We start from the raw sequence: 17,797 nt of genomic DNA, 5'->3' as shown, positions 1-17,797 counted from the left end.
GACAAGTGCGGCGCAGGCTGACTTGCCCCAGGCAAGTCAAGCGCGCGAAGCGCCGGTCGGTGCCACAACAGACAGGGCGCCGGAGGCTATATTCGAACTCTCATGGCCGACCTCCGCAGTCTCGAGACCTTCGTCTGGATCGCCCACCTGGGCAGCTTCCGCGCGGCCGCCGACCGGCTCAACGCCACCCAGCCGGCGATCTCGCAGCGGATCGCCCTGCTCGAGCAGGAACTCGGCGTGCGGCTCTTCGACCGCGAGTCGCGCGGCGTGGCGCTCACCCCCAAGGGCCACGAGCTGCTGCCCTATGCCGAGCGCATGCTGCAGCTGCGCGCGGACCTGCTTGAGGCCGCCCGCGAGAAGAAGTCCATGCGCGGGCTGGTCCGCCTGGGTGTCGCGGAGACCCTGGTCCACACCTGGCTCTCCAGGCTGATCGAGCGGGTGCACGCCGAGTACCCGGCGCTCACGCTCGAGATCGAGGTCGACACTTCGCCGCAGATGCGCGACCGGCTGCTCGCGCGCCAGCTCGACATCGCCTTCCTCCTCGGGCCGGTCAGCGAGCCGAGGGTGCGCAACGTGCCGCTGTCGAGCTACCCGATGGCCTGGGTCGCCAATCCGCGGCTCGACCTGGGGAGCGAACCGGTGCCGCTGGCCACGCTGGCGCGCTGGCCGATCATCACCTACCCGCGCAACACCCGGCCCTACGCGCTGGTGCGCGAGATGATGGCCGGCGAAGGCCTGCACGACCTGCGGATCTACGGCAACGCGTCGCTGAGCACGATCGTGCGGATGACCCTCGACGGCATCGGCGTGAGCGCGATGCCGCCGGTGGTCATCGCTCGCGAGCTCGCCGAGAAGCGCCTGTGCGTGGTCCGTGCCGAGCGGCAGCTCCCCGATCTGGACTTCAACGCGAGCTACCCGGTCAAGCCCGACAGCTACATGGCCGAGCGCGTGGTGGCCATCGCGCAGGAGCTCGCGCTCGCCGAGCGAAGGGGGGGCTCGCGTCGCGCCGCGGCATCCAAGCGACGGATGGCGACTTGAGCCAGACATCGATTTTTCTTATGAGTCCCGATCCGAACTCCTGATTGGACATCGCGGTCCGCCCGTGATGCCATTGCGTCATTCACCGATGCAGGAGCGAGGCAGGGAGATGAACGCAGTCGCCGAGAACGCAGTTCCCCGGATCTTCGACAGCGGCGCCGAGGCGCGCCGGGCGGTTCGGCGTGGTGACCATCGCGCGCCGACTGCGGGCATCGCGCCGGGTTTCGTCCAGGCCAACCTCGCGGTGCTGCCCAAGGCGCTGGCCGACGACTTCTTCCGTTTCTGCCAGTTCAACCCGAAGCCTTGCCCGCTGCTGGCCGCTTCCGAGCCTGGCGACCCGCGCCTGCCGTTGCTCGGCGAGGACCTCGACATCCGGACCGACATTCCGCGCTACCGCGTGTGGCGCAAGGGCGAGCTGGTCGACGAGGTCGACGACCTGATGCGGATCTGGCGCGACGACCTGGTCGCCTTTGCGATCGGCTGCTCCTTTTCCTTCGAGGAGGCGCTGGTCGAGGATGGCATCCGCCTGCGCCACATCGAGCAGGGCACCAACGTGCCGATGTGGCGCACCAGCATGCAGACCCGTCCTGCCGGCCCCTTCCACGGCCCGCTGGTGGTCTCGATGCGCCCGCTCAGGCCCGCCGACGCGATCCGCGCGATCCAGATCACCTCGCGCTTCCCCGCGGTGCACGGCGCGCCGGTGCACATCGGCAAGCCGGAGTCGATCGGCATTGCCGACCTGTCGCGACCCGACTACGGCGACGCGGTCGAGGTGAAGCCCGACGAACTGCCGGTGTTCTGGGCCTGCGGCGTGACCCCGCAGTCGGTCATCGCCGCGGTCAGGCCCGAGTTCAGCATCACCCACGCGCCCGGCTACATGCTGGTCACCGACCTGAAGAACAGCCGCCTGTCGGTGTTCTGAGGCGCGAGTTTTCCACTGTCACAGCAAGACCCCAAGGAGACGAGACATGAAGAGCATCGCAAAGCGCGCCCGCCTGTGGGCGCTCGCCGGCGCAGTCGCGGCCGGCCTGGCCGGCACCGCCGTGGCCCAGGACATGCCCAAGACCTCGCTGAAGGTCGTCGGCGCCTGGGGCAACCTCACCCAGTACAAGAACTTCGAGCAGCCCTTCTGGACCAAGGAGCTCGCCGAGAAGTCGGGCGGCGCGATCACCGCCGAGATCACCCCGTTCAACGAGATGGGCCTGAAGGGCGCCGAGATCTTCCGCCTGATGCGCCTGGGCGTGATCGATTTCGGCTCCACGGTGCTGGGCTACGTGGCGGCCGACGACGCCCGCAACGAGGCGGTCGACCTGGCCGGCCTGTCGCCGGACGTGGCCACTGCGCGCAAGGTGTCCGACGCCTACAAGCCGATCTTCGACAAGTTCTACGGCGAACGCTTCGGCATCAAGGTGCTGGGCGTGTGGCCGTACTCGGCCCAGGTCCTGTTCTGCAACGGCGAGATCAAGGGCCTGGCCGACCTGAAGGGCAAGAAGGTGCGCACCGGCAACCGCACGCTGGCCGAGTTCGTCGAGGCCTTCGGCGGCACCGGCGTCACGCTGGCCTTCAACGAGGTGGTCCCGGCCCTGCAGAACAAGGTCGTCGACTGCGCGATCACCGGCACCTTGTCGGGCAACTCGGCCAAGTGGCACGAGGTGGCCACGCACATCTACGCGCTGCCGCTGGGCTGGAGCCACGTGATGCACGCGGTCAACCTGAAGCGCTGGAACAGCCTCGATCCGAAGGTGCGCGATTTCCTGCAGAAGGAGATCGCCGGCCTCGAGGATCGCATCTGGAAGGCCGCTGCGGAAGAGACCGAGCAGGGCTACCTCTGCAACGCCGGCAAGCCCGAGTGCACGATGGGCACCAAGGCCAGCATGACCGTGGTGCCGGTGTCCGAGGCCGACAAGGAGCTGCTGAAGAAGGCCCTGGCCGACGTCGTGCTGCCGAAGTGGGCCGCTCGCTGCCAGGGCGACTGCGTGGCGGCCTGGAACGACAGCGTCGGCAAGGTCGTCGGCCTGACGGCCAGGAAGTAAGCGCGGGGCGATCCCGCGCGTCTCGGCCGGGAGCGGGCGTCGCCCGCGACCCGGCGAGGCGGCAGGCCGCTGCCCCCCGCGGCGGCCCGCTGCCCGGCAACCCGGAGACACCCTCGTGAACATCCTCGATCGCTGGCTGGGCCTGACGGGCCGGCTGTCGCGCTACGGCGTCTGGTTCGGCGGCGCGCTCGTGCTCGCATCGGCCTTCCTGGTCGCCTTCGACGTGATCGTGCGCAAGCTGTTCGTGTTCACGATCGGCGGGGCCGACGAGCTGTCGGGCTACGCCTTCGCGATCGGCACGACCTGGGCGCTGGCCTTCACGCTGTTGCAGCGCGCCAACGTGCGGGTCGACGCGCTTTACATCCGCCTGCCGGCCGCGCTGCAGGCAGTCCTCGATCTGGTGGCCCTGCTCGTGCTGGGCTTCTTCGTGGGCCTGCTCACCTGGCAGGCGTGGGCAGTGCTCGAGACCTCGCTGGCCTTCGACGCGCGCGCCACCACGCCGCTGCAGACGCCGCTGTGGATGCCGCAGTCGCTGTGGCTGGCCGGGCTGGTGCTGTTCGCCTTCACCTGGGCGCCCCTGATGCTGCGCGCGCTGCTCGCGCTGCTGTCGGGCGACCTGGCCACCGTGCGGCGGCTGGCCGGCGCCCGCACCATCGAGGAGGACGCCGCCGCCGAGGCCTCGCACACGGCCCACCTGCGCGAACGCGGCGCCGGCGCCGCGAACGGGGGCTGATCCATGCTCGCCACGACGCTCTTCCTCCTTCTCGCCCTGCTCGCGCTGGCCCTGCCGGTGGCCGGCGCGCTCGGCACGCTGGGCGTGCTGCTCGACCAGATCTACTCGCAGATGCCGCTCACGCTGGCGCTGGGCGAAGTGGCCTGGTCCTCTTCGAAGGACTTCCTGCTCGTCGCGATTCCCATGTTCATCCTGCTCGGCGAGATCCTGCTGCGCGCTGGCGTGGCCGAGCGGATGTACGACGCGATGGTCAAGTGGATGTCCTGGCTGCCGGGCGGCCTGATGCACTCGAATATCGGCGCCTGCACCGTGTTCGCGGCCACCTCGGGTTCCTCGGTGGCCACCGCCGCCACCGTCGGCACGGTCGCGCTGCCACTCGTGAAGAAGTACGGCTACAACGAGCGGCTCTTCCTCGGCACGCTCGCGGCCGGCGGCACGCTGGGCATCCTGATCCCGCCCTCGATCAACCTGATCATCTACGCGGTGCTCACCGACACCTCGATCCCCAAGCTCTACCTGGCGGGGATCGTGCCAGGCCTCGGCCTGGCGCTGGCCTTCATGGTGATGATCGTGATCGTCTGCCTGGCGCGCCCGTCCTGGGGCGGGCGCCGGCTCTCGGCGAGCTGGGCGGAGCGCTTCGCGAGCCTGCCCCACCTGTTGCCGCCGCTGGGCATCTTCCTGGTGGTGGTCGGTTCGATCTACGCCGGTATCGCCACGCCCACCGAGGCCGCCTCGCTGGGCGTGGTCGCGGCGCTGGGATTGGCCTGGGCCTACGGCAAACTGTCGCTGGACATGCTGAAGGAAGTGCTCGAGAACTCGATGCGCACGACCGCCATGGTGATGCTGATCATCGTCGCGGCCTACTTCCTGAACTTCGTGATCTCCGCGATCGGCCTGACCGCGATGCTCACCGACTTCATCTCGGGCCTGGGCCTGTCGAAGTTCGAGATGCTGCTCGCGATCGTGGTCTTCTACCTGATCCTCGGCTGCTTCATGGAGACGCTGTCGATGATGATCACCACGATCCCGATCGTCGCGCCGGTGATGTTCGGGCTGGGCTTCGATCCGCTGTGGTTCGGCGTGGTGCTGGTGATCCTGATCGAGATGGCGCTGATCACGCCGCCGGTGGGCCTGAACCTCTTCGTCGTGCAGTCGCTGCGCACTCACGGCACGCTGAACGACGTGATCGCGGGCTCGGTGCCTTTCGTGGTGGCCATGCTGGTGATGATCGCGCTGCTCGCCTTCTTCCCGGGCCTCGCGCTGTGGCTGCCCGGCCTCTTTGGCTGAGCTGTCAGGCACCGCCCGCATTTTCCTGGAGTTGAGACCTTGCTGACCTTCGAACGTACCTGGCAGGACCGCCGCGATCGCATCGCGGTTCAGATCGACCAGCTGATCGTGGCAGGCTGGACCGCCCGCGACGCCGCCGCCGTCCAGCACCACATCGAGGAGCTCGGGGCGCTGGGCATTCCCGGCCCGTCCACCTACCCGCTCTTCTATCGCCTCGGCGTGACCCAGCTCGCGCAGGTCGAGCACCTGCAGGTGCTGGGGCCCGACACTTCGGGCGAGGTCGAGCCGGTGCTGGTGTCGCTGGCCGATGGCCTGTGGGTCACGCTGGGCTCCGACCACACCGACCGCAAGGCCGAGGCGATGGGCGTGGCGCTGTCCAAGCAGCTGTGCTCGAAGGTGCTGGGCACGCGGCTGTGGCGTTTCGACGAGGTGGCGCCGCACTGGGACCGGCTGGTCCTGCGCGCGTGGGCCACCATCGACGGCAAGCGCGTGCTGTACCAGGAAGGCGCCGCCGCGGCCATCCGCAGCCCCCAGGACCTGATGCAGCGCTGCACCGGTCAGGCGAGCCTGCCGCCGGGCACCCTGATGTTCTGCGGCACGCTGAACTCGATCGGGGGCGTGCGCCCGGGCAGCCGATTCGAGATGGAGCTCGAGGATCCGGTGCTGGGCCGCAGGCTCGTCCACGCCTACGACGTCGAGGCGCTGCCGGTCGTCAGCTGATCGTGCGCCGCGGGCGCGCCGACCGGCGCCGGTTCGTGCCGCCGACCGCCCGCTGCCGGCTCACAGCGCCATGTTCGCGTAGGTGAGCATGGTCTTCTTGACGTGAACGCCGATGATCGCCAGCACGTGATCGGGCGGGGCCGGCCGCAGCAGTTGCGCGGTCTCGACCGATACCTTGGTGATCAGCGCGTCGTCTTCCATCAGGCAGAAGAAGGGCTCGGGATCGTCGCTTCGCGAGTCGACCGCCCGGCCCTCGTTCGGGCCGCGGGGCAGGCGCAGCGCATCGAGCAGCGTCTTGAGGCGATTGTCGATGTCGCCCCCTTCGGAGAAGACCGTGCCGTGCACCTGCTGGCGCATCAGCAGCACCGAGATCTCGGCGTAGAGGTTGAGCCTCGGCGAGACCAGCGGTGCGAACAGCAGCCCGTCTCGCTCGACGACGATCGATTCGGGGGTGCGCTGCGGCGAGGCGTCGAGCAGGCGCGAGGCCGCCGCAACCAGCGGCTTTTCCTGCCAGAGCCGCGCGAGTTGCGGATGCAGCGCGCGGCGGATCTCCCACTTGTGCGCGGCCTTCGCGCCCTGCGCGAGCAGCGGGCCTTCGTAGACGAGCCGGAATTCCATCGGTGCCTCGGCTTTCTCCTCAGCGTGTCCCTGGGCGTTTCCGCTTGCGATGGACCGCCGGCAGCACCGCGCCGAAATAGACTGCCAGGTTCAGCAGCACGACGCCCAGCGCGAGCCAGCGTTGCTGTGCGCTGTCCAACCCGGGAGGATAGACCAGCGGGATCAGGTAGTGCTCGACGAAGCCGCCCGGGTAGCCGGACTCTCCCGCGGCCCGGCGCAGGCGATTCTCCCACGGCGTGAGCGGGCAGGTCGCGCCGGCGGCCTCGATCCATGCGCCCCAGGCCGCGGCCGGCAGGTGCAGCCAGGCCAGGCGCGGCCGCCAGGCGGCCAGCAAGCCGCCCAGCGCCACGAAGACGATGAAGGCCAGGTGCAGCAGCACCAGGCCATCGGCGGCGAGGCGCTCAGCCAAGCGGAACGAAGTCGTAGCCGGCGCCGCGCCGGGCGATGCGCCCGATCGCCGGGAAGGGCATGTGGTAACCCGAGATCAGCCAGTCCTGCGCGATTGCCTGCTCGAGCAGGCGTCGCCGGGTCTGGCGCGCCTTCTCGGCATCCATGTCGAAGGCCACCGCCCAGTCCGGGTTGCGCAAGAACAGTTGCGGAATGTTCGCGAAGTCGGCGAGGAAGACCCAGGTCCGGTCGCCCGACATGAGCGCGAAGGCCGTATGCCCGGGCGTATGGCCGAAGGCTTCCATCGACACCAGGCCCGGCAGCAGTTCGGCGCCGGGCTTGAACCGGTTCAGCTGCGAAGCGATCGGGCCGAACACCCGGCGCGGCGCCTGGAACGCGCCCTTCATCGCCTCGGACGCCTTGGCCATGTTGGCGTCGCTCATCCAGAAGTCCCACTCGGGCGCCGGCACGTGGATCTTCGCCTTCGGATAGACCAGCTGGCCGTCCTTGCCCCGCAGACCGTTGATGTGGTCGCCGTGGAAGTGCGAGATCACGATGTGATCGATCGACTCGGGCGCGAAGCCGGCCGACTTCAGGTTGGACAGGACCTGGCCGCTGGTGGGGGCGCCGAACTGGCCGTTGCCGGCATCGATCAGCACGCGCTTGCCGTCGAGCTCCACGACGAAGGCGGTGAACGAGAGGGTCACCTTGTCGGTCGGCAGGTTCGCCTCGCTCAGCGCCTGCTGGACTTGCGCCAGTGATGCGTTGCGCACGAAGCCGTCGGCCAGCGGGCGGACCGCGACGCCATCGGCGATCGCGGTGACGGTCGCGGAACCGACGCGAGTGCGATAGACGCCCTCCGACACCCGGGTCCCGGAAGGCGCGGCGCCCGACAGGCCCGCGCAGCCGGCGACGATGGGAAGCGACGAGGCAGCGGTCAGGCCGAGGCCGACGCGGAGGAACTGGCGACGGGGAAAGCTCATTGCGGAACTCCGTTCTTGTGCGTGTTCGATGCGGGGGGCTGGGTGCCGGCCTGTGGCCGTGCGAACCGGGCGATGCCGGGAATCCTGGGAGAGGCGTGCCGGCACTGCTCGCGAGCGTAGCAAATGGCCGCCCGGCTTTCCCGCATTCCTTCCTCGGACGGTGGTGTTTTCTGCCCTGCAGGGCGTAGGCTTGACCCGAAGGAGGGCGCCATGAACGACACCAGGATCGAACGCGATGCCTTCGGCACGATAGAGGTGCCGGCGGCCAGACTCTGGGGCGCGCAGACGCAGCGCTCGCTGCAGCACTTCGCGATCTCGACCGAGCGCATGCCGGTGGAAGTGTTGCGGGCGCTGGCCGAGGTCAAGCGCGCCGCAGCGCAGGCCAACGGAGCGTTCGGCCTGCTCGACGCCGCCAAGGCCCAGGCGATCGTCGCCGCGGCCGACGAGGTGCTGGCCGGGGCGCACGATGCCGAGTTCCCGCTCTCGGTCTGGCAGACCGGGTCCGGCACGCAGACCAACATGAACATGAACGAGGTGCTCGCCAACCGCGCCTCCGAGCTGCTCGGGGGCGCCCGCGGCGAGGGCCGCCTGGTGCACCCGAACGACGAGGTCAATCGCGGCCAGTCCTCGAACGACGTGATGCCCACCGCGATCCACCTGGCTGCGGCGGTCGCGGTCAGGGCGCGCGTGCTGCCGGCATTCGACGCGCTGCGCGCGACCCTGCAAGAGAAGGCGCAGGCCTTCGCCGGCATCGTGAAGATCGGGCGCACCCACCTGCAGGACGCCACGCCGCTCACCCTGGGGCAGGAGATCTCGGGCTGGGTCGGCCAGCTCGACCGGGCGCGGGCGTCGATCGACGCGAGCCTGCCGGCGCTGGCTCGCCTGGCGATCGGCGGCACCGCGGTGGGCACCGGCCTGAACACGCACCCGGACTTCGGCGCGAGGGTGTGCGCGCTGCTGGCCGCACGCAGCGGCATCGACTTCGCGCCGGCGCCGAATCGCTTCGCCGCCCTGGCCGGTCACGAGCCGGTCGCCGCGCTGCACGGCGCGCTGCGAACGCTGGCGCTGGCGCTGACCAAGATCGCCAACGACGTGCGCTGGCTGGCCAGCGGCCCCCGCGCGGGCCTGGCCGAGATCCGGATTCCCGAGAACGAGCCGGGCAGCTCGATCATGCCGGGCAAGGTCAACCCCACCCAGTGCGAGGCCATGACGATGGCCTGCGCGCAGGTGATCGGCAACGACGTCGCGCTGGGAATCGGGGCAGCCTCGGGCCAGTTCGAACTGAACGTCTACCAGCCGCTGATCGCGCACGACCTGCTGCAGAGCCTGCGCCTGCTGTCCGACGCGATGGCCTCGTTCGGACGCCATTGCGCCCGCGGCATCGAGCCCGATCGCGAACGCATCGCGAGCCTGGTCGAACGCTCTCTGATGCTGGTCACCGCGCTGGCTCCCCACATCGGCTACGACCGCGCCGCCGAGATCGCCAAGAAGGCGCATCGCGAAGGAAGCTCGCTGCGCGAGGCGGCGCTGGCGCTTGGGTACGTGAGCGGCGAGCAGTTCGACGCGTGGGTGCGGGCGGATCGGATGCTCGGGCCTTCGGGCGGGTGAGCCTCTGGTTGCGGTGGCGCGGGGGCTCGGCGAGCGGGCCCATGCTGCGGGACGGACGCGGGCGGCGCCCTCCCTGATCGCCGGCTCCTACGGTAGCCCGCCGCTTGCCCGCAATGTCCGCCCCGCAGCATGGGCCCGCTCGCCGAGCCCTGGCCAGCGTCGGGCGTCGGCTCGTCCGGCCGATGGCCCCGAACTACGGGCGCGTGCGGGAGTTCGGCGGAAGGATGTGACGGGCGACGACGATCGGCCTGCGCGACGCGATCGGTCTGCACGATGCGATCGGGCCGCACGGCGCGCGAGGGTCGCAGGCCGTGCGAGTGCCGAACGATAAGCCTCGTGCTGCGCCAACCTCCAGGTCCAGCGAGGACTTCCGACTCTGCGTGGACCTTAGGGCAAGCCGCGGGCTGCCGAAAGCAAATTCGCGGGACCCGCTCGTCGGGGCGAAGCCCCTACGAGGCGGGTGCGAATTTGCGAGGCAGACGCGGGAACCCCTCGCCGCAGGCGAGGGGCGCAGCCCGTGTCCACGCAGAGTCGGAAGTCCTCGCTGGACCGGGCGCAGGACGAATAACTACCCGCGCCCCATCATCGCCCGAATCGCCGCGAGCGCCTCGTCGATCTGCGCCCGCGACACGTCCAGGTGCGTGACCGCGCGGATCATGCCCGCCACCGGCACCAGCTTCACGCCACGTGATGCGGCCGCTTTCGCGAAGTCGGCCGCCGTCCATCCGGCCGCGCGCGGATCGAAGAACACGATGTTGGTCTCGGGCAGGCCGTGGACCAGCCGGATGCCGGGGATTGCCTGCAGGCCTTCGGCGAACCGCCTGGCGTTGTCGTGATCCTCGGCCAGGCGCTCGACGTGGTGATCGAGCGCGTGCAGGCAGGCTGCCGCTGCGATGCCGGCCTGGCGCATCGCGCCGCCGACCATCTGGCGCAGTCGCCGTGCCTCGGCGATGAACTCCCGGCTGCCGGCGAGCACCGCGCCGATCGGCGCGCCCAGGCCCTTGGTGAAGTCCAGCCAGACGGTGTCCACCTTCTCGCAGATCCGCCGTGCGGACAGGCCGCTCGCGACCGCCGCGTTCATCAGGCGGGCGCCGTCGAGGTGGACCTTCAGGCCGCGCGCGTGGGCGGTCTCGCAGACCGCGTCGAGCCGGTCCTGCGGCCAGACGGTGCCGCCGCCGAAGTTGTGCGTGTTCTCCAGGCACAGCAGGCGCGGGCGCGGGCCGTAGGGCGAGGGCAGGGCGCCGATCCGGTCGAGGGCCGCGTCGAGCGTGGCGGGGGCGAACGCGCCGCGTTCGCTCTCGAGCGGCTCGGTCATCACGCCCGAGACCATCCCGGCGCCGCCGCCCTCGGCGCGCAGCACGTGCGAGTCGCGCTCGGCGAGCAGCACCTCGCCGTGCTGGGTGTGCGCGCGCACCGCGATCACGTTGCACATCGTGCCGCTCGGCACGAAGAGCGCGGCTTCCTTGCCGAGCAGGTCAGCCACCCGGCCGGTGAGCCGCAGCACGGTGGGGTCCTCGTGCTTCTGCTCGTCGCCGACCTCGGCCGCCGCGATCGCGGCGCGCATCGCGGCGGTGGGCTTCGTCTCGGTGTCGCTGGTAAGGAGGATCATGGACGCGAGGTCGTGGCGCCGCAGTGGCGTGTGAAGGTCTCGCCGAAGCTCACATCACCGCGCCGATCGACCACGGGATGAACTCCTCGCTGCCGATGCCCAGCACCTCGCTCTTGCTGCGCTCGCCGCTGGCCACGCGCAGCACCATCTCGAAGATCTCGCGGCCCTTCTCCTGCACGCTGCTGCCGCCGTCGACGATCGCGCCGCAGTTGATGTCCATGTCCTCGACCATCCGCTCGTACATCGGCGTGTTGGTGGCCAGCTTGATCGACGGGGAGGGCTTGCACCCGTAGCAGGAGCCGCGACCTGTCGTGAACACGACCATGTTCGCGCCCCCCGCCACCTGCCCGGTGATCGACACCGGGTCGTAACCCGGGGTGTCCATGAAGACGAAGCCCTTGGTGGTGACCGGCTCTGCGTACTCGAAGACGTCGACCAGGTTGGTGGTGCCGCCCTTGGCGACCGCACCCAGCGACTTCTCGAGGATGGTGGTCAGGCCGCCGGCCTTGTTGCCCGGCGACGGGTTGTTGTCCATGCTGCCGTGGTTGCGGGCGGTGTAGTCCTCCCACCACTTGATACGTCGGATCAGCTTGTCGGCCACTTCCTGCGAGACCGCGCGGCGGGTCAGCAGGTGCTCGGCACCGTAGACCTCGGGCGTCTCGGACAGGATCACGGTGCCGCCGTGCGCGACCAGGATGTCGCATGCCGCGCCCAGCGCAGGGTTGGCGGTGATGCCCGAATAGCCGTCGGAGCCGCCGCACTGCAGGCCGATCGTGATGTGGCTGGCCGGCACCCGTTCGCGCCGGATGTCGTTGGCCTTGGGCAGCATGGCCTTCACCGCCGCGATCGCGGCCTCGACCGTCTTTCGCGTGCCCCCGCTGGTCTGCATGACGAAGGCCTTGAGCTGCTCGGTCTCCTTCATCTGCTGCGCCTGGAAGAGCGCGTCCATCTGGTTGGCCTCGCAGCCCAGGCCGATCAGGACCACGCCGGCGAAGTTCGGATGCCGGCCGTATCCGGCGATCGTGCGGCGCAGGATGTCCATGCCGGCGCCGCCGGTGTCCATGCCGCAGCCCGACGAGTGCGTGATCGGCACCACGCCGTCCACGTTGGGGAACTCGGCCAGCACCTCGGGCGTGAAGTGCTGGGCCACGAACTTCGACACCGAGGCCGAGCAGTTCACCGTGGAGATCACGCCGATGTAGTTGCGGGTGGCCACCCGGCCGTCTGCCCGCACGATGCCCATGAAGGTGGCCTGCTCGGCGGGCTTCTCCACCGGCTTCACGTCGACGCCGACCGCGTAGTCGCGCTCGAAGGTCTCGAAGGCCAGGTTGTGCGTGTGCACGTGCTGCCCGGGCGCGATGTCCGCGGTGGCGAAGCCGATGATCTGGCCGTAGCGGCGCACCGGTTGGCCCTTGGCGACCGCGCGCACCGCGAGCTTGTGCCCGGCGGGAATCGCATCGGCGCAGGTGACGCCTTCGGCCTCGACGACCGTGCCCGCCGACAGCGGCTTGGCCGCGATGACGACGTCGTCGGCGGGGCTCAGGCGCAGCGTGGGTCGGCGCACGAGGGAAACGACATTGGACATGGTGGACTCCTGGATGTTCAGTTGGCGCGGCGCGCGCCGGACGGATCGTGGGCGGGTCTCGCCGCCGGGGCTGCCTCCGGCATTCCGGCAGGCACGGGCAGCGGGCCCAGTCGCTGCGCATGCTCGCGAGCCATGCGCAGGCCGAATTCGGTGGGAAGCAGGGCGGGCGCCCGGTCGTGCAGCACCTCGAAGCCCATGCGCCAGGCCGCGATCCGCTTGCCGTAGCAGATCAGCGTGTCCAGCGACTGCATCGCGAACACGATGGCCGGCAGCAGGCGCTCGTAGCGCTGCCGCGCTTCGTCCGGGCGCCCTTCGGCGAGCGCCGAGTGGATGGCGTGCTGGTGGTCGGCGTTGTCGGGGGCGACGATCATCCCGCTGCAGCCGGCTTCGAGGTTCTCGAGCAGCTCCAGGCCGCCGCGGCCGTTGAGGACCTGCAGGCGGCCGCCGACCGCCGCGATCGTGCGCTCGATGATCACGCTCGACGCTTCGCCCTTGAGGATGCGGAACTCGGGCCGTTGCTCTGCCAGCCGCACGATCGCCTCGGGCGACAGGCCGAAGCCCAGGTACTCGGGCGCATTCTGGATGCCCACCGGCACCGGCTGCCCGCGCATGACTTCGGCGAAGAAGCGCTCGCAGCCGGCGGCATCGAGCTCGCCGCGGGCCGCGGCGGGCGGCGGCTGCAGGATCAGGAAGGCCGCGCCCTGCGAGACCGCGTAATCGGCCAGCTCGCGCTGGGCGGCCACGGTCTCGCCGGCGATCGTCACCGCCAGGGGCGCGCGGCCGGCGATGTCTTCCGCGGCCCAGCGGATGACGCTGCGGCGCTCGTCGACCGACAGCTTGCCGACCTCGGTGGCCACGCCCAGCACCGCGATGCCCGGCGCGCCCCAGGCGAGCGCTGCATGCACCTGCCGGCGCATGGCCTCGCGGTCGAGCCGATCGTCGGCGTCGAAGCAGGCGAAGAGGATCGGCCAGATGCCGCGCATGGCCTCAGATCCGGATGTCGTGGCGGGCCACGGCGCTGCGCTCGATGGCCGGCCAGTCCCAGTCGATGCCGATGCCGGGTGCGTCGGGCGGGATCGCGTAGCCGTCCTGGATCGCGATGCGCGAGGTGGTGATGCCGTCGAGCTGCGGGATGTACTCGACCCAGGCCGCGTTGGGCACTGCCGCGCACAGCGACACGTGCAGCTCCATCAGGAAGTGCGGGCAGATAGGCAGGTTGAAGCTCTCCGCCAGGTGGGCCGTCTTGAGCCAGGGCGTGATGCCGCCGATGCGGGCCACGTCGGCCTGCACGATCGAGCAGGCTTCGCGCTGCAGGTACTCCCGGAAGTGCTGCAGCGAGTAGATGGACTCGCCGACCGCCACCGGCAGCGAGGTCGATGCCGCCAGCCGCACGTGGCCGCCGAGGTCCTCCGCGGGCAGCGGCTCCTCGAACCATGCCAGGTCCAGCGGCTCGTAGTGGCGCGCGCGCCGGATCGCCTCGCCCACGGTGAAGGCCTGGTTGGCGTCGACCATGATCTCGAAGCCGGGGCCGACCGCCTCGCGCACCGCGCGCAGCCGCGCGACGTCTTCGCTGACGTGCGGCTTGCCGACCTTGATCTTGACGCCGCGGAAGCCGGCCTGCTTCGCGGCGACCGACTCCGCGACCAGGGTCTCGACGGGCAACTGCAGCCAGCCGCCCTCGGTGCTGTAGACCGGCACCCGGGGCTGCGCGCCGCCCGCGAGCTTCCACAGCGGCAGCCCGAGTCGCCGGCAGCGCAGGTCCCACAGCGCGGTGTCGACCGCCGCCAGCGCCAGCGCGGTGATCGCGCCGACCGCGGTGGCGTGGGTATGGAAGAACAGATCCTTCCAGATCGCCTCGATGTCGTCGGCCTCGCGGCCGAGCAGCCGGGGCGCCAGGTGATCGGCCAGCAGCGCCACGACCGACGAGCCGCCGGTGCCGATCGTGTAGGTGTAGCCGGTGCCCTGCGCGCCATCGTCGCAGGTGACGCGCAGCATCGGCGTCTCCTGCGTGACGAAGGACTGGATCGCGTCGGAGCGCGGCACCTTGGGCGGCAGGTTCACCTGCCAGATCTCGATGCGGCTGATCCTGCTCATGAGTGAATTCCCTTGCGCGGGTTCGGATCGCCCGGGTTCATTCCGGGTACAGGATGTTCGGCAGCCACAGCACCAGCTCCGGGATGTAGGTGATCAGCAGCAGCGTGATGAGCAGCGGGACCATCCACGGCACGATCGCGGCCAGGGTCTTCTCGAAAGAGAGCCCCGATATCTTCGACAGCACGAAGATGACGATCCCCACCGGTGGCGTGATCAGTCCGATCATCAGGTTCAGCACCATGATCAGGCCGAAGTGGATCGGGTCGATGCCGAGCTGGGCCAGGATGGGCATGAACACCGGCACGAGGATCGTGATCGCGGCGATCGTCTCCATGAAGCAGCCGACGAACAGCAGGAAGATGTTGGCCAGCAGCAGGAAGATCCAGGGCTCCGAGCTGATCGACAGCACCCACTGGGCGACTGCTTCGGTCATCTGGGTGGTGGTCAGGACCCAGGCGAAGATCGACGCAGCAGCGACGATGAACAGGACCGTGGCCGTGGTCTCGATCGTGTCCATCGAGATCTTCATCAGCATCCGGAAAGTCAGCGTCCGGTACCAGACGAAGCCGAGGAACAGCGCCCAGAACACCGCGGCCACCGCCGCCTCTGTCGGGGTGAACAGGCCAGAGGCCATGCCGCCGATCAGGATGACAGGGGTGAGCAGGGCCATCAGGGCGTCGAACTTGAACACCTTGTCGATGATCAGGATCGCGGCCAGCGGCGCGCCGAACTTCATCAGACCCCCGAGCTCCTTGTCGCCCCAGAGCTGGAACAGAACGACCGACGTGATGCCCACGACGATCAGCTCGCCGAGCCCGCTGGACATGCCGCGCCAGGTGAAGGGGTAGTCGGCGCCGTACTTCCGGACGTGCGCGTAGTACCCCACCATCAGCATCATCAGCAGCGCCATGACCACGCCGGGAATGAAGCCGCCCGCGAACAGCTTGCCGATCGACGCGTTCGCCTGCACGCCGTAGATCACCATCGGCAGCGAGGGGGGGATGATCGGGCCCAGCGTCGACGAGGCCGCGGTGATTCCGACCGCGAACTCGACCGGGTAGCCATGGTCCTTCATCGCCTTGATCTCGATCGTGCCCAGACCGCCGGCATCCGCCACGGCGGTGCCGGACATTCCGGCGAAGACGACCGAACCGACGATGTTGACATGGCCGAGGCCGCCTTTCATCCAGCCCACCAGCTTGAGCGCGAAGCCGAAGATGCGGTTCGTGATGCCGGCCGAGTTCATCAGGTTGCCGGCGAAGATGAAGAAGGGCACGGCCAGCAGCGGGAAGCTGTCCACGCCGCCGACCATCCGGTGCACCACCGTGATCGGCGGGATCGATCCGCTCAGCCAGATGTAGACGAGCGAGCCCAGCGCCATCGCGATCGCGATCGGCACGCCGGTGGTCATCGCCGCCAGGAAGGTTCCGAAAAAGAGGGCGTTCATGTTTTCGTGTTTCCGCTCGACTCAGTCCGCTTCGCCCGGGCGCTCCAGCGAGCTCCAGCCTTGCTTCCAGTGATGGATCGTGACCAGGAGGGCACGGAAGGTCATCATCGCGAAGCCGGCGGCGACGAAGCCGTAGACATAGCTCATCGGCAGGTCGACCACCGTCATGCCCAGGTTGTGCATGCGCGGCACCAGGTCGATCGACAGCCAGGTCGCGTAGCCGAGGAAGCCGAGCCTGACGAGGTCGACCATCGTCGACATTGCGCGGCCGGCCGGCGCGGGAAGGTATCGGTAAAGGAACTCGACGTGGATGTGCGTGTTCCTGCGCACGGCCATCGAGCCGCCGAGGAAGGTGATCACGATGAGCAGGTAGCGCGCGATCTCTTCGGTCCAGGCGGCCGAGTCGTCGAGCACGTAGCGGGTGAAGAACTGGTAGAAGACGGTGAAGGCGAGCAGCCAGAAGATCGCAAGCGTCAACCAGTCTTCCCATTTGTAGACGGAAAGATCGATCGGCTCGTCTTCGGCATGCAGGCCGGCGTCGTCGAACTGCCGGGCCTCGTGCCCTGCTGCTGTCTGGGTCATCGGGATGTTCCGCGTCGTTGGAGAAAAGAAAGGGCCGCGCCCGGCGACGCGCCGGCGCGGCCCCAGGGGCGATTACTTCAGGGCCTGGATCGCGTCCCAGTCCTTCTTGACGTAGCCCATCGACTCCATCGGCACCTTGTCCAGCACCGCTTTCTGGAACTCGCCGCGATCGACTTCGGTGACGGTCAGGCCGCGCTTCTTGAACTCTTCGGCCAGGGCCGCCTCGCGCTGCTCGACGATCTTGGTGCCGCGGCGGGCCGCTTCCTGGGTGACCTCGGTGAAGATCTTCTTCTCCTCGTCGGTCAGCTTGTTCCAGACGTGCGGAGCGATCTGGGTGGCCACGCCGTCGATGATGTGGCCGGTCAGGATTATGTGCTTCTGGACCTCGTAGAACTTCTTGGCCTCGATGGTCGGCAGCGGGTTCTCCTGCGCCTCGACCGTGCCGTTCTGGAGAGCCAGGTAGACCTCGGCGAAGGCGATCGGGGTGGGATTCGCTCCGCAGGCGCGCGGCATGGCCATGTAGGCCGGCACGTCGGGCACGCGGATCTTGAGGCCTTTCATGTCCGCGCAGTGCTTGATCGGCCGGTTCGACGTGGTGTGGCGGGCGCCGTAGTAGGTGAGCGCGGTGATGTGCACGCCGGTCTTGGCCTTGTAGCCGTCGGCCAGCTCGCGGAAGGCCGGGCTCATCGACCACTTGTACTGGTGATCGGCGTCACGGAAGGTGAACGGGTAGTAGCCCACGCCGATGCGCGGGAAGCTGCGCGCGGCGAAGGACAGGCCCGAGATGATCATGTCCACGGTGCCCAGCTGCAGGCCCTGGTTGATGTCGGTCTCCTTGCCCAGCGACGAGGCGGGGAAGACCTGGATCTCGAACTTGCCGTTGGTGCGCTTCTTGATCTCCTCGGCGGCCCACAACGATTCCGTGTGGTACGGCTCGGAAGTCTCGTAGACGTGCGCCCACTTGAGCTTGGTCTGCGCGGCGGCGGGGCCCGCGATGCCGAAGGCGGCGGCGACGGCCACCACGGTTGCGATGAGTTTCATGACTCCTCCTGTTGGAACGGGTTGTTGCGATG

17 protein-coding genes are annotated in these 17,797 nt (G+C 69.2%); 7 read left to right on the top strand and 10 right to left on the bottom strand.

Annotated elements, in window-relative coordinates:
• The first annotated feature begins 102 nt into the window (after window positions 1–102).
• The 6 genes from FHP08_RS03965 (at window position 103) to FHP08_RS03940 (ending at window position 5,811) form a co-directional block, all read left to right on the top strand.
• Entirely contained in the window at window positions 103–1,038 is a 936-nt protein-coding gene (locus tag FHP08_RS03965) for a LysR family transcriptional regulator (RefSeq protein ID WP_147702981.1), read from the top strand.
• Window positions 1,039–1,147: 109 nt separating this feature from the next.
• The gene (locus FHP08_RS03960) at window positions 1,148–1,960 is read left to right on the top strand and encodes a putative hydro-lyase (protein ID WP_225879014.1); all 813 of its coding nucleotides are present in this window, start codon (window positions 1,148–1,150) and stop codon (window positions 1,958–1,960) included.
• A gap of 46 nt (window positions 1,961–2,006) precedes the next feature.
• On the top strand, window positions 2,007–3,071 hold the full coding sequence (locus tag FHP08_RS03955; protein ID WP_147702980.1) for a TRAP transporter substrate-binding protein: 1,065 nt from the start codon (window positions 2,007–2,009) through the stop codon (window positions 3,069–3,071).
• A 115-nt stretch (window positions 3,072–3,186) separates the two neighbouring features.
• Window positions 3,187–3,804, top strand: a complete 618-nt coding sequence (locus FHP08_RS03950; protein WP_147702979.1) for a TRAP transporter small permease subunit — start codon at window positions 3,187–3,189, stop codon at window positions 3,802–3,804.
• A gap of 3 nt (window positions 3,805–3,807) precedes the next feature.
• On the top strand, window positions 3,808–5,091 hold the full coding sequence (locus tag FHP08_RS03945; protein ID WP_147702978.1) for a TRAP transporter large permease: 1,284 nt from the start codon (window positions 3,808–3,810) through the stop codon (window positions 5,089–5,091).
• 39 nt (window positions 5,092–5,130) lie between these two features.
• A complete protein-coding gene (locus FHP08_RS03940) occupies window positions 5,131–5,811 on the top strand; it encodes a DUF2848 domain-containing protein (protein ID WP_147702977.1) in 681 nt (226 codons plus the stop codon).
• A gap of 60 nt (window positions 5,812–5,871) precedes the next feature.
• On the opposite strand, the gene FHP08_RS03935 is transcribed toward FHP08_RS03940, so the two are convergent.
• Genes FHP08_RS03935 through FHP08_RS03925 form a run of 3 tightly spaced genes read right to left on the bottom strand, consistent with a single transcriptional unit; the run spans window position 5,872 to window position 7,799 of the window.
• Entirely contained in the window at window positions 5,872–6,429 is a 558-nt protein-coding gene (locus FHP08_RS03935; RefSeq protein ID WP_147702976.1) for a hypothetical protein, read from the bottom strand.
• Window positions 6,430–6,448: 19 nt separating this feature from the next.
• The gene (locus FHP08_RS03930) at window positions 6,449–6,838 is read right to left on the bottom strand and encodes a DUF2784 domain-containing protein (protein ID WP_147702975.1); all 390 of its coding nucleotides are present in this window, start codon (window positions 6,836–6,838) and stop codon (window positions 6,449–6,451) included.
• Window positions 6,831–7,799: an MBL fold metallo-hydrolase gene (locus tag FHP08_RS03925; RefSeq protein ID WP_147702974.1), complete on the bottom strand. Its 969-nt coding sequence runs from the start codon at window positions 7,797–7,799 to the stop codon at window positions 6,831–6,833. The genes FHP08_RS03930 and FHP08_RS03925 overlap by 8 nt, the downstream gene beginning before the upstream one ends.
• 210 nt (window positions 7,800–8,009) lie before the next feature.
• On the opposite strand from FHP08_RS03925, the gene fumC reads away from it, so the two are divergent.
• The gene (gene fumC, locus FHP08_RS03920) at window positions 8,010–9,407 is read left to right on the top strand and encodes a class II fumarate hydratase (RefSeq protein WP_147702973.1); all 1,398 of its coding nucleotides are present in this window, start codon (window positions 8,010–8,012) and stop codon (window positions 9,405–9,407) included.
• A gap of 568 nt (window positions 9,408–9,975) precedes the next feature.
• Here fumC and FHP08_RS03915 read toward each other — a convergent pair.
• The 7 genes from FHP08_RS03915 to FHP08_RS03885 form a co-directional block, all read right to left on the bottom strand.
• Window positions 9,976–11,016 (bottom strand): threonine aldolase family protein, encoded by a 1,041-nt coding sequence (locus FHP08_RS03915; RefSeq protein WP_147702972.1) that lies wholly within the window; start codon window positions 11,014–11,016, stop codon window positions 9,976–9,978.
• A 49-nt stretch (window positions 11,017–11,065) separates the two neighbouring features.
• The gene (locus FHP08_RS03910) at window positions 11,066–12,601 is read right to left on the bottom strand and encodes a UxaA family hydrolase (protein ID WP_147702971.1); all 1,536 of its coding nucleotides are present in this window, start codon (window positions 12,599–12,601) and stop codon (window positions 11,066–11,068) included.
• A 17-nt stretch (window positions 12,602–12,618) separates the two neighbouring features.
• Entirely contained in the window at window positions 12,619–13,584 is a 966-nt protein-coding gene (locus FHP08_RS03905) for a dihydrodipicolinate synthase family protein (protein ID WP_187272155.1), read from the bottom strand.
• A gap of 4 nt (window positions 13,585–13,588) precedes the next feature.
• Window positions 13,589–14,695: a mandelate racemase/muconate lactonizing enzyme family protein gene (locus FHP08_RS03900; RefSeq protein ID WP_147702970.1), complete on the bottom strand. Its 1,107-nt coding sequence runs from the start codon at window positions 14,693–14,695 to the stop codon at window positions 13,589–13,591.
• Window positions 14,696–14,732: 37 nt separating this feature from the next.
• Window positions 14,733–16,142, bottom strand: a complete 1,410-nt coding sequence (locus FHP08_RS03895) for a TRAP transporter large permease (protein WP_147702969.1) — start codon at window positions 16,140–16,142, stop codon at window positions 14,733–14,735.
• A gap of 21 nt (window positions 16,143–16,163) precedes the next feature.
• Entirely contained in the window at window positions 16,164–16,724 is a 561-nt protein-coding gene (locus tag FHP08_RS03890; protein WP_147702968.1) for a TRAP transporter small permease, read from the bottom strand.
• Between the two features lie 72 nt (window positions 16,725–16,796).
• Window positions 16,797–17,765, bottom strand: coding sequence for a sialic acid TRAP transporter substrate-binding protein SiaP (locus FHP08_RS03885; protein ID WP_147702967.1), 969 nt, complete (start codon window positions 17,763–17,765; stop codon window positions 16,797–16,799).
• Window positions 17,766–17,797: the final 32 nt, after the last annotated feature.

It is taken from the genome of Zeimonas arvi (assembly GCF_008039575.1).
Lineage (GTDB): Bacteria > Pseudomonadota > Gammaproteobacteria > Burkholderiales > Burkholderiaceae_E > Zeimonas > Zeimonas arvi.
Note: the sequence above shows the minus strand (reverse complement) of the source record. Positions and strands in the feature narration are given on the sequence as shown.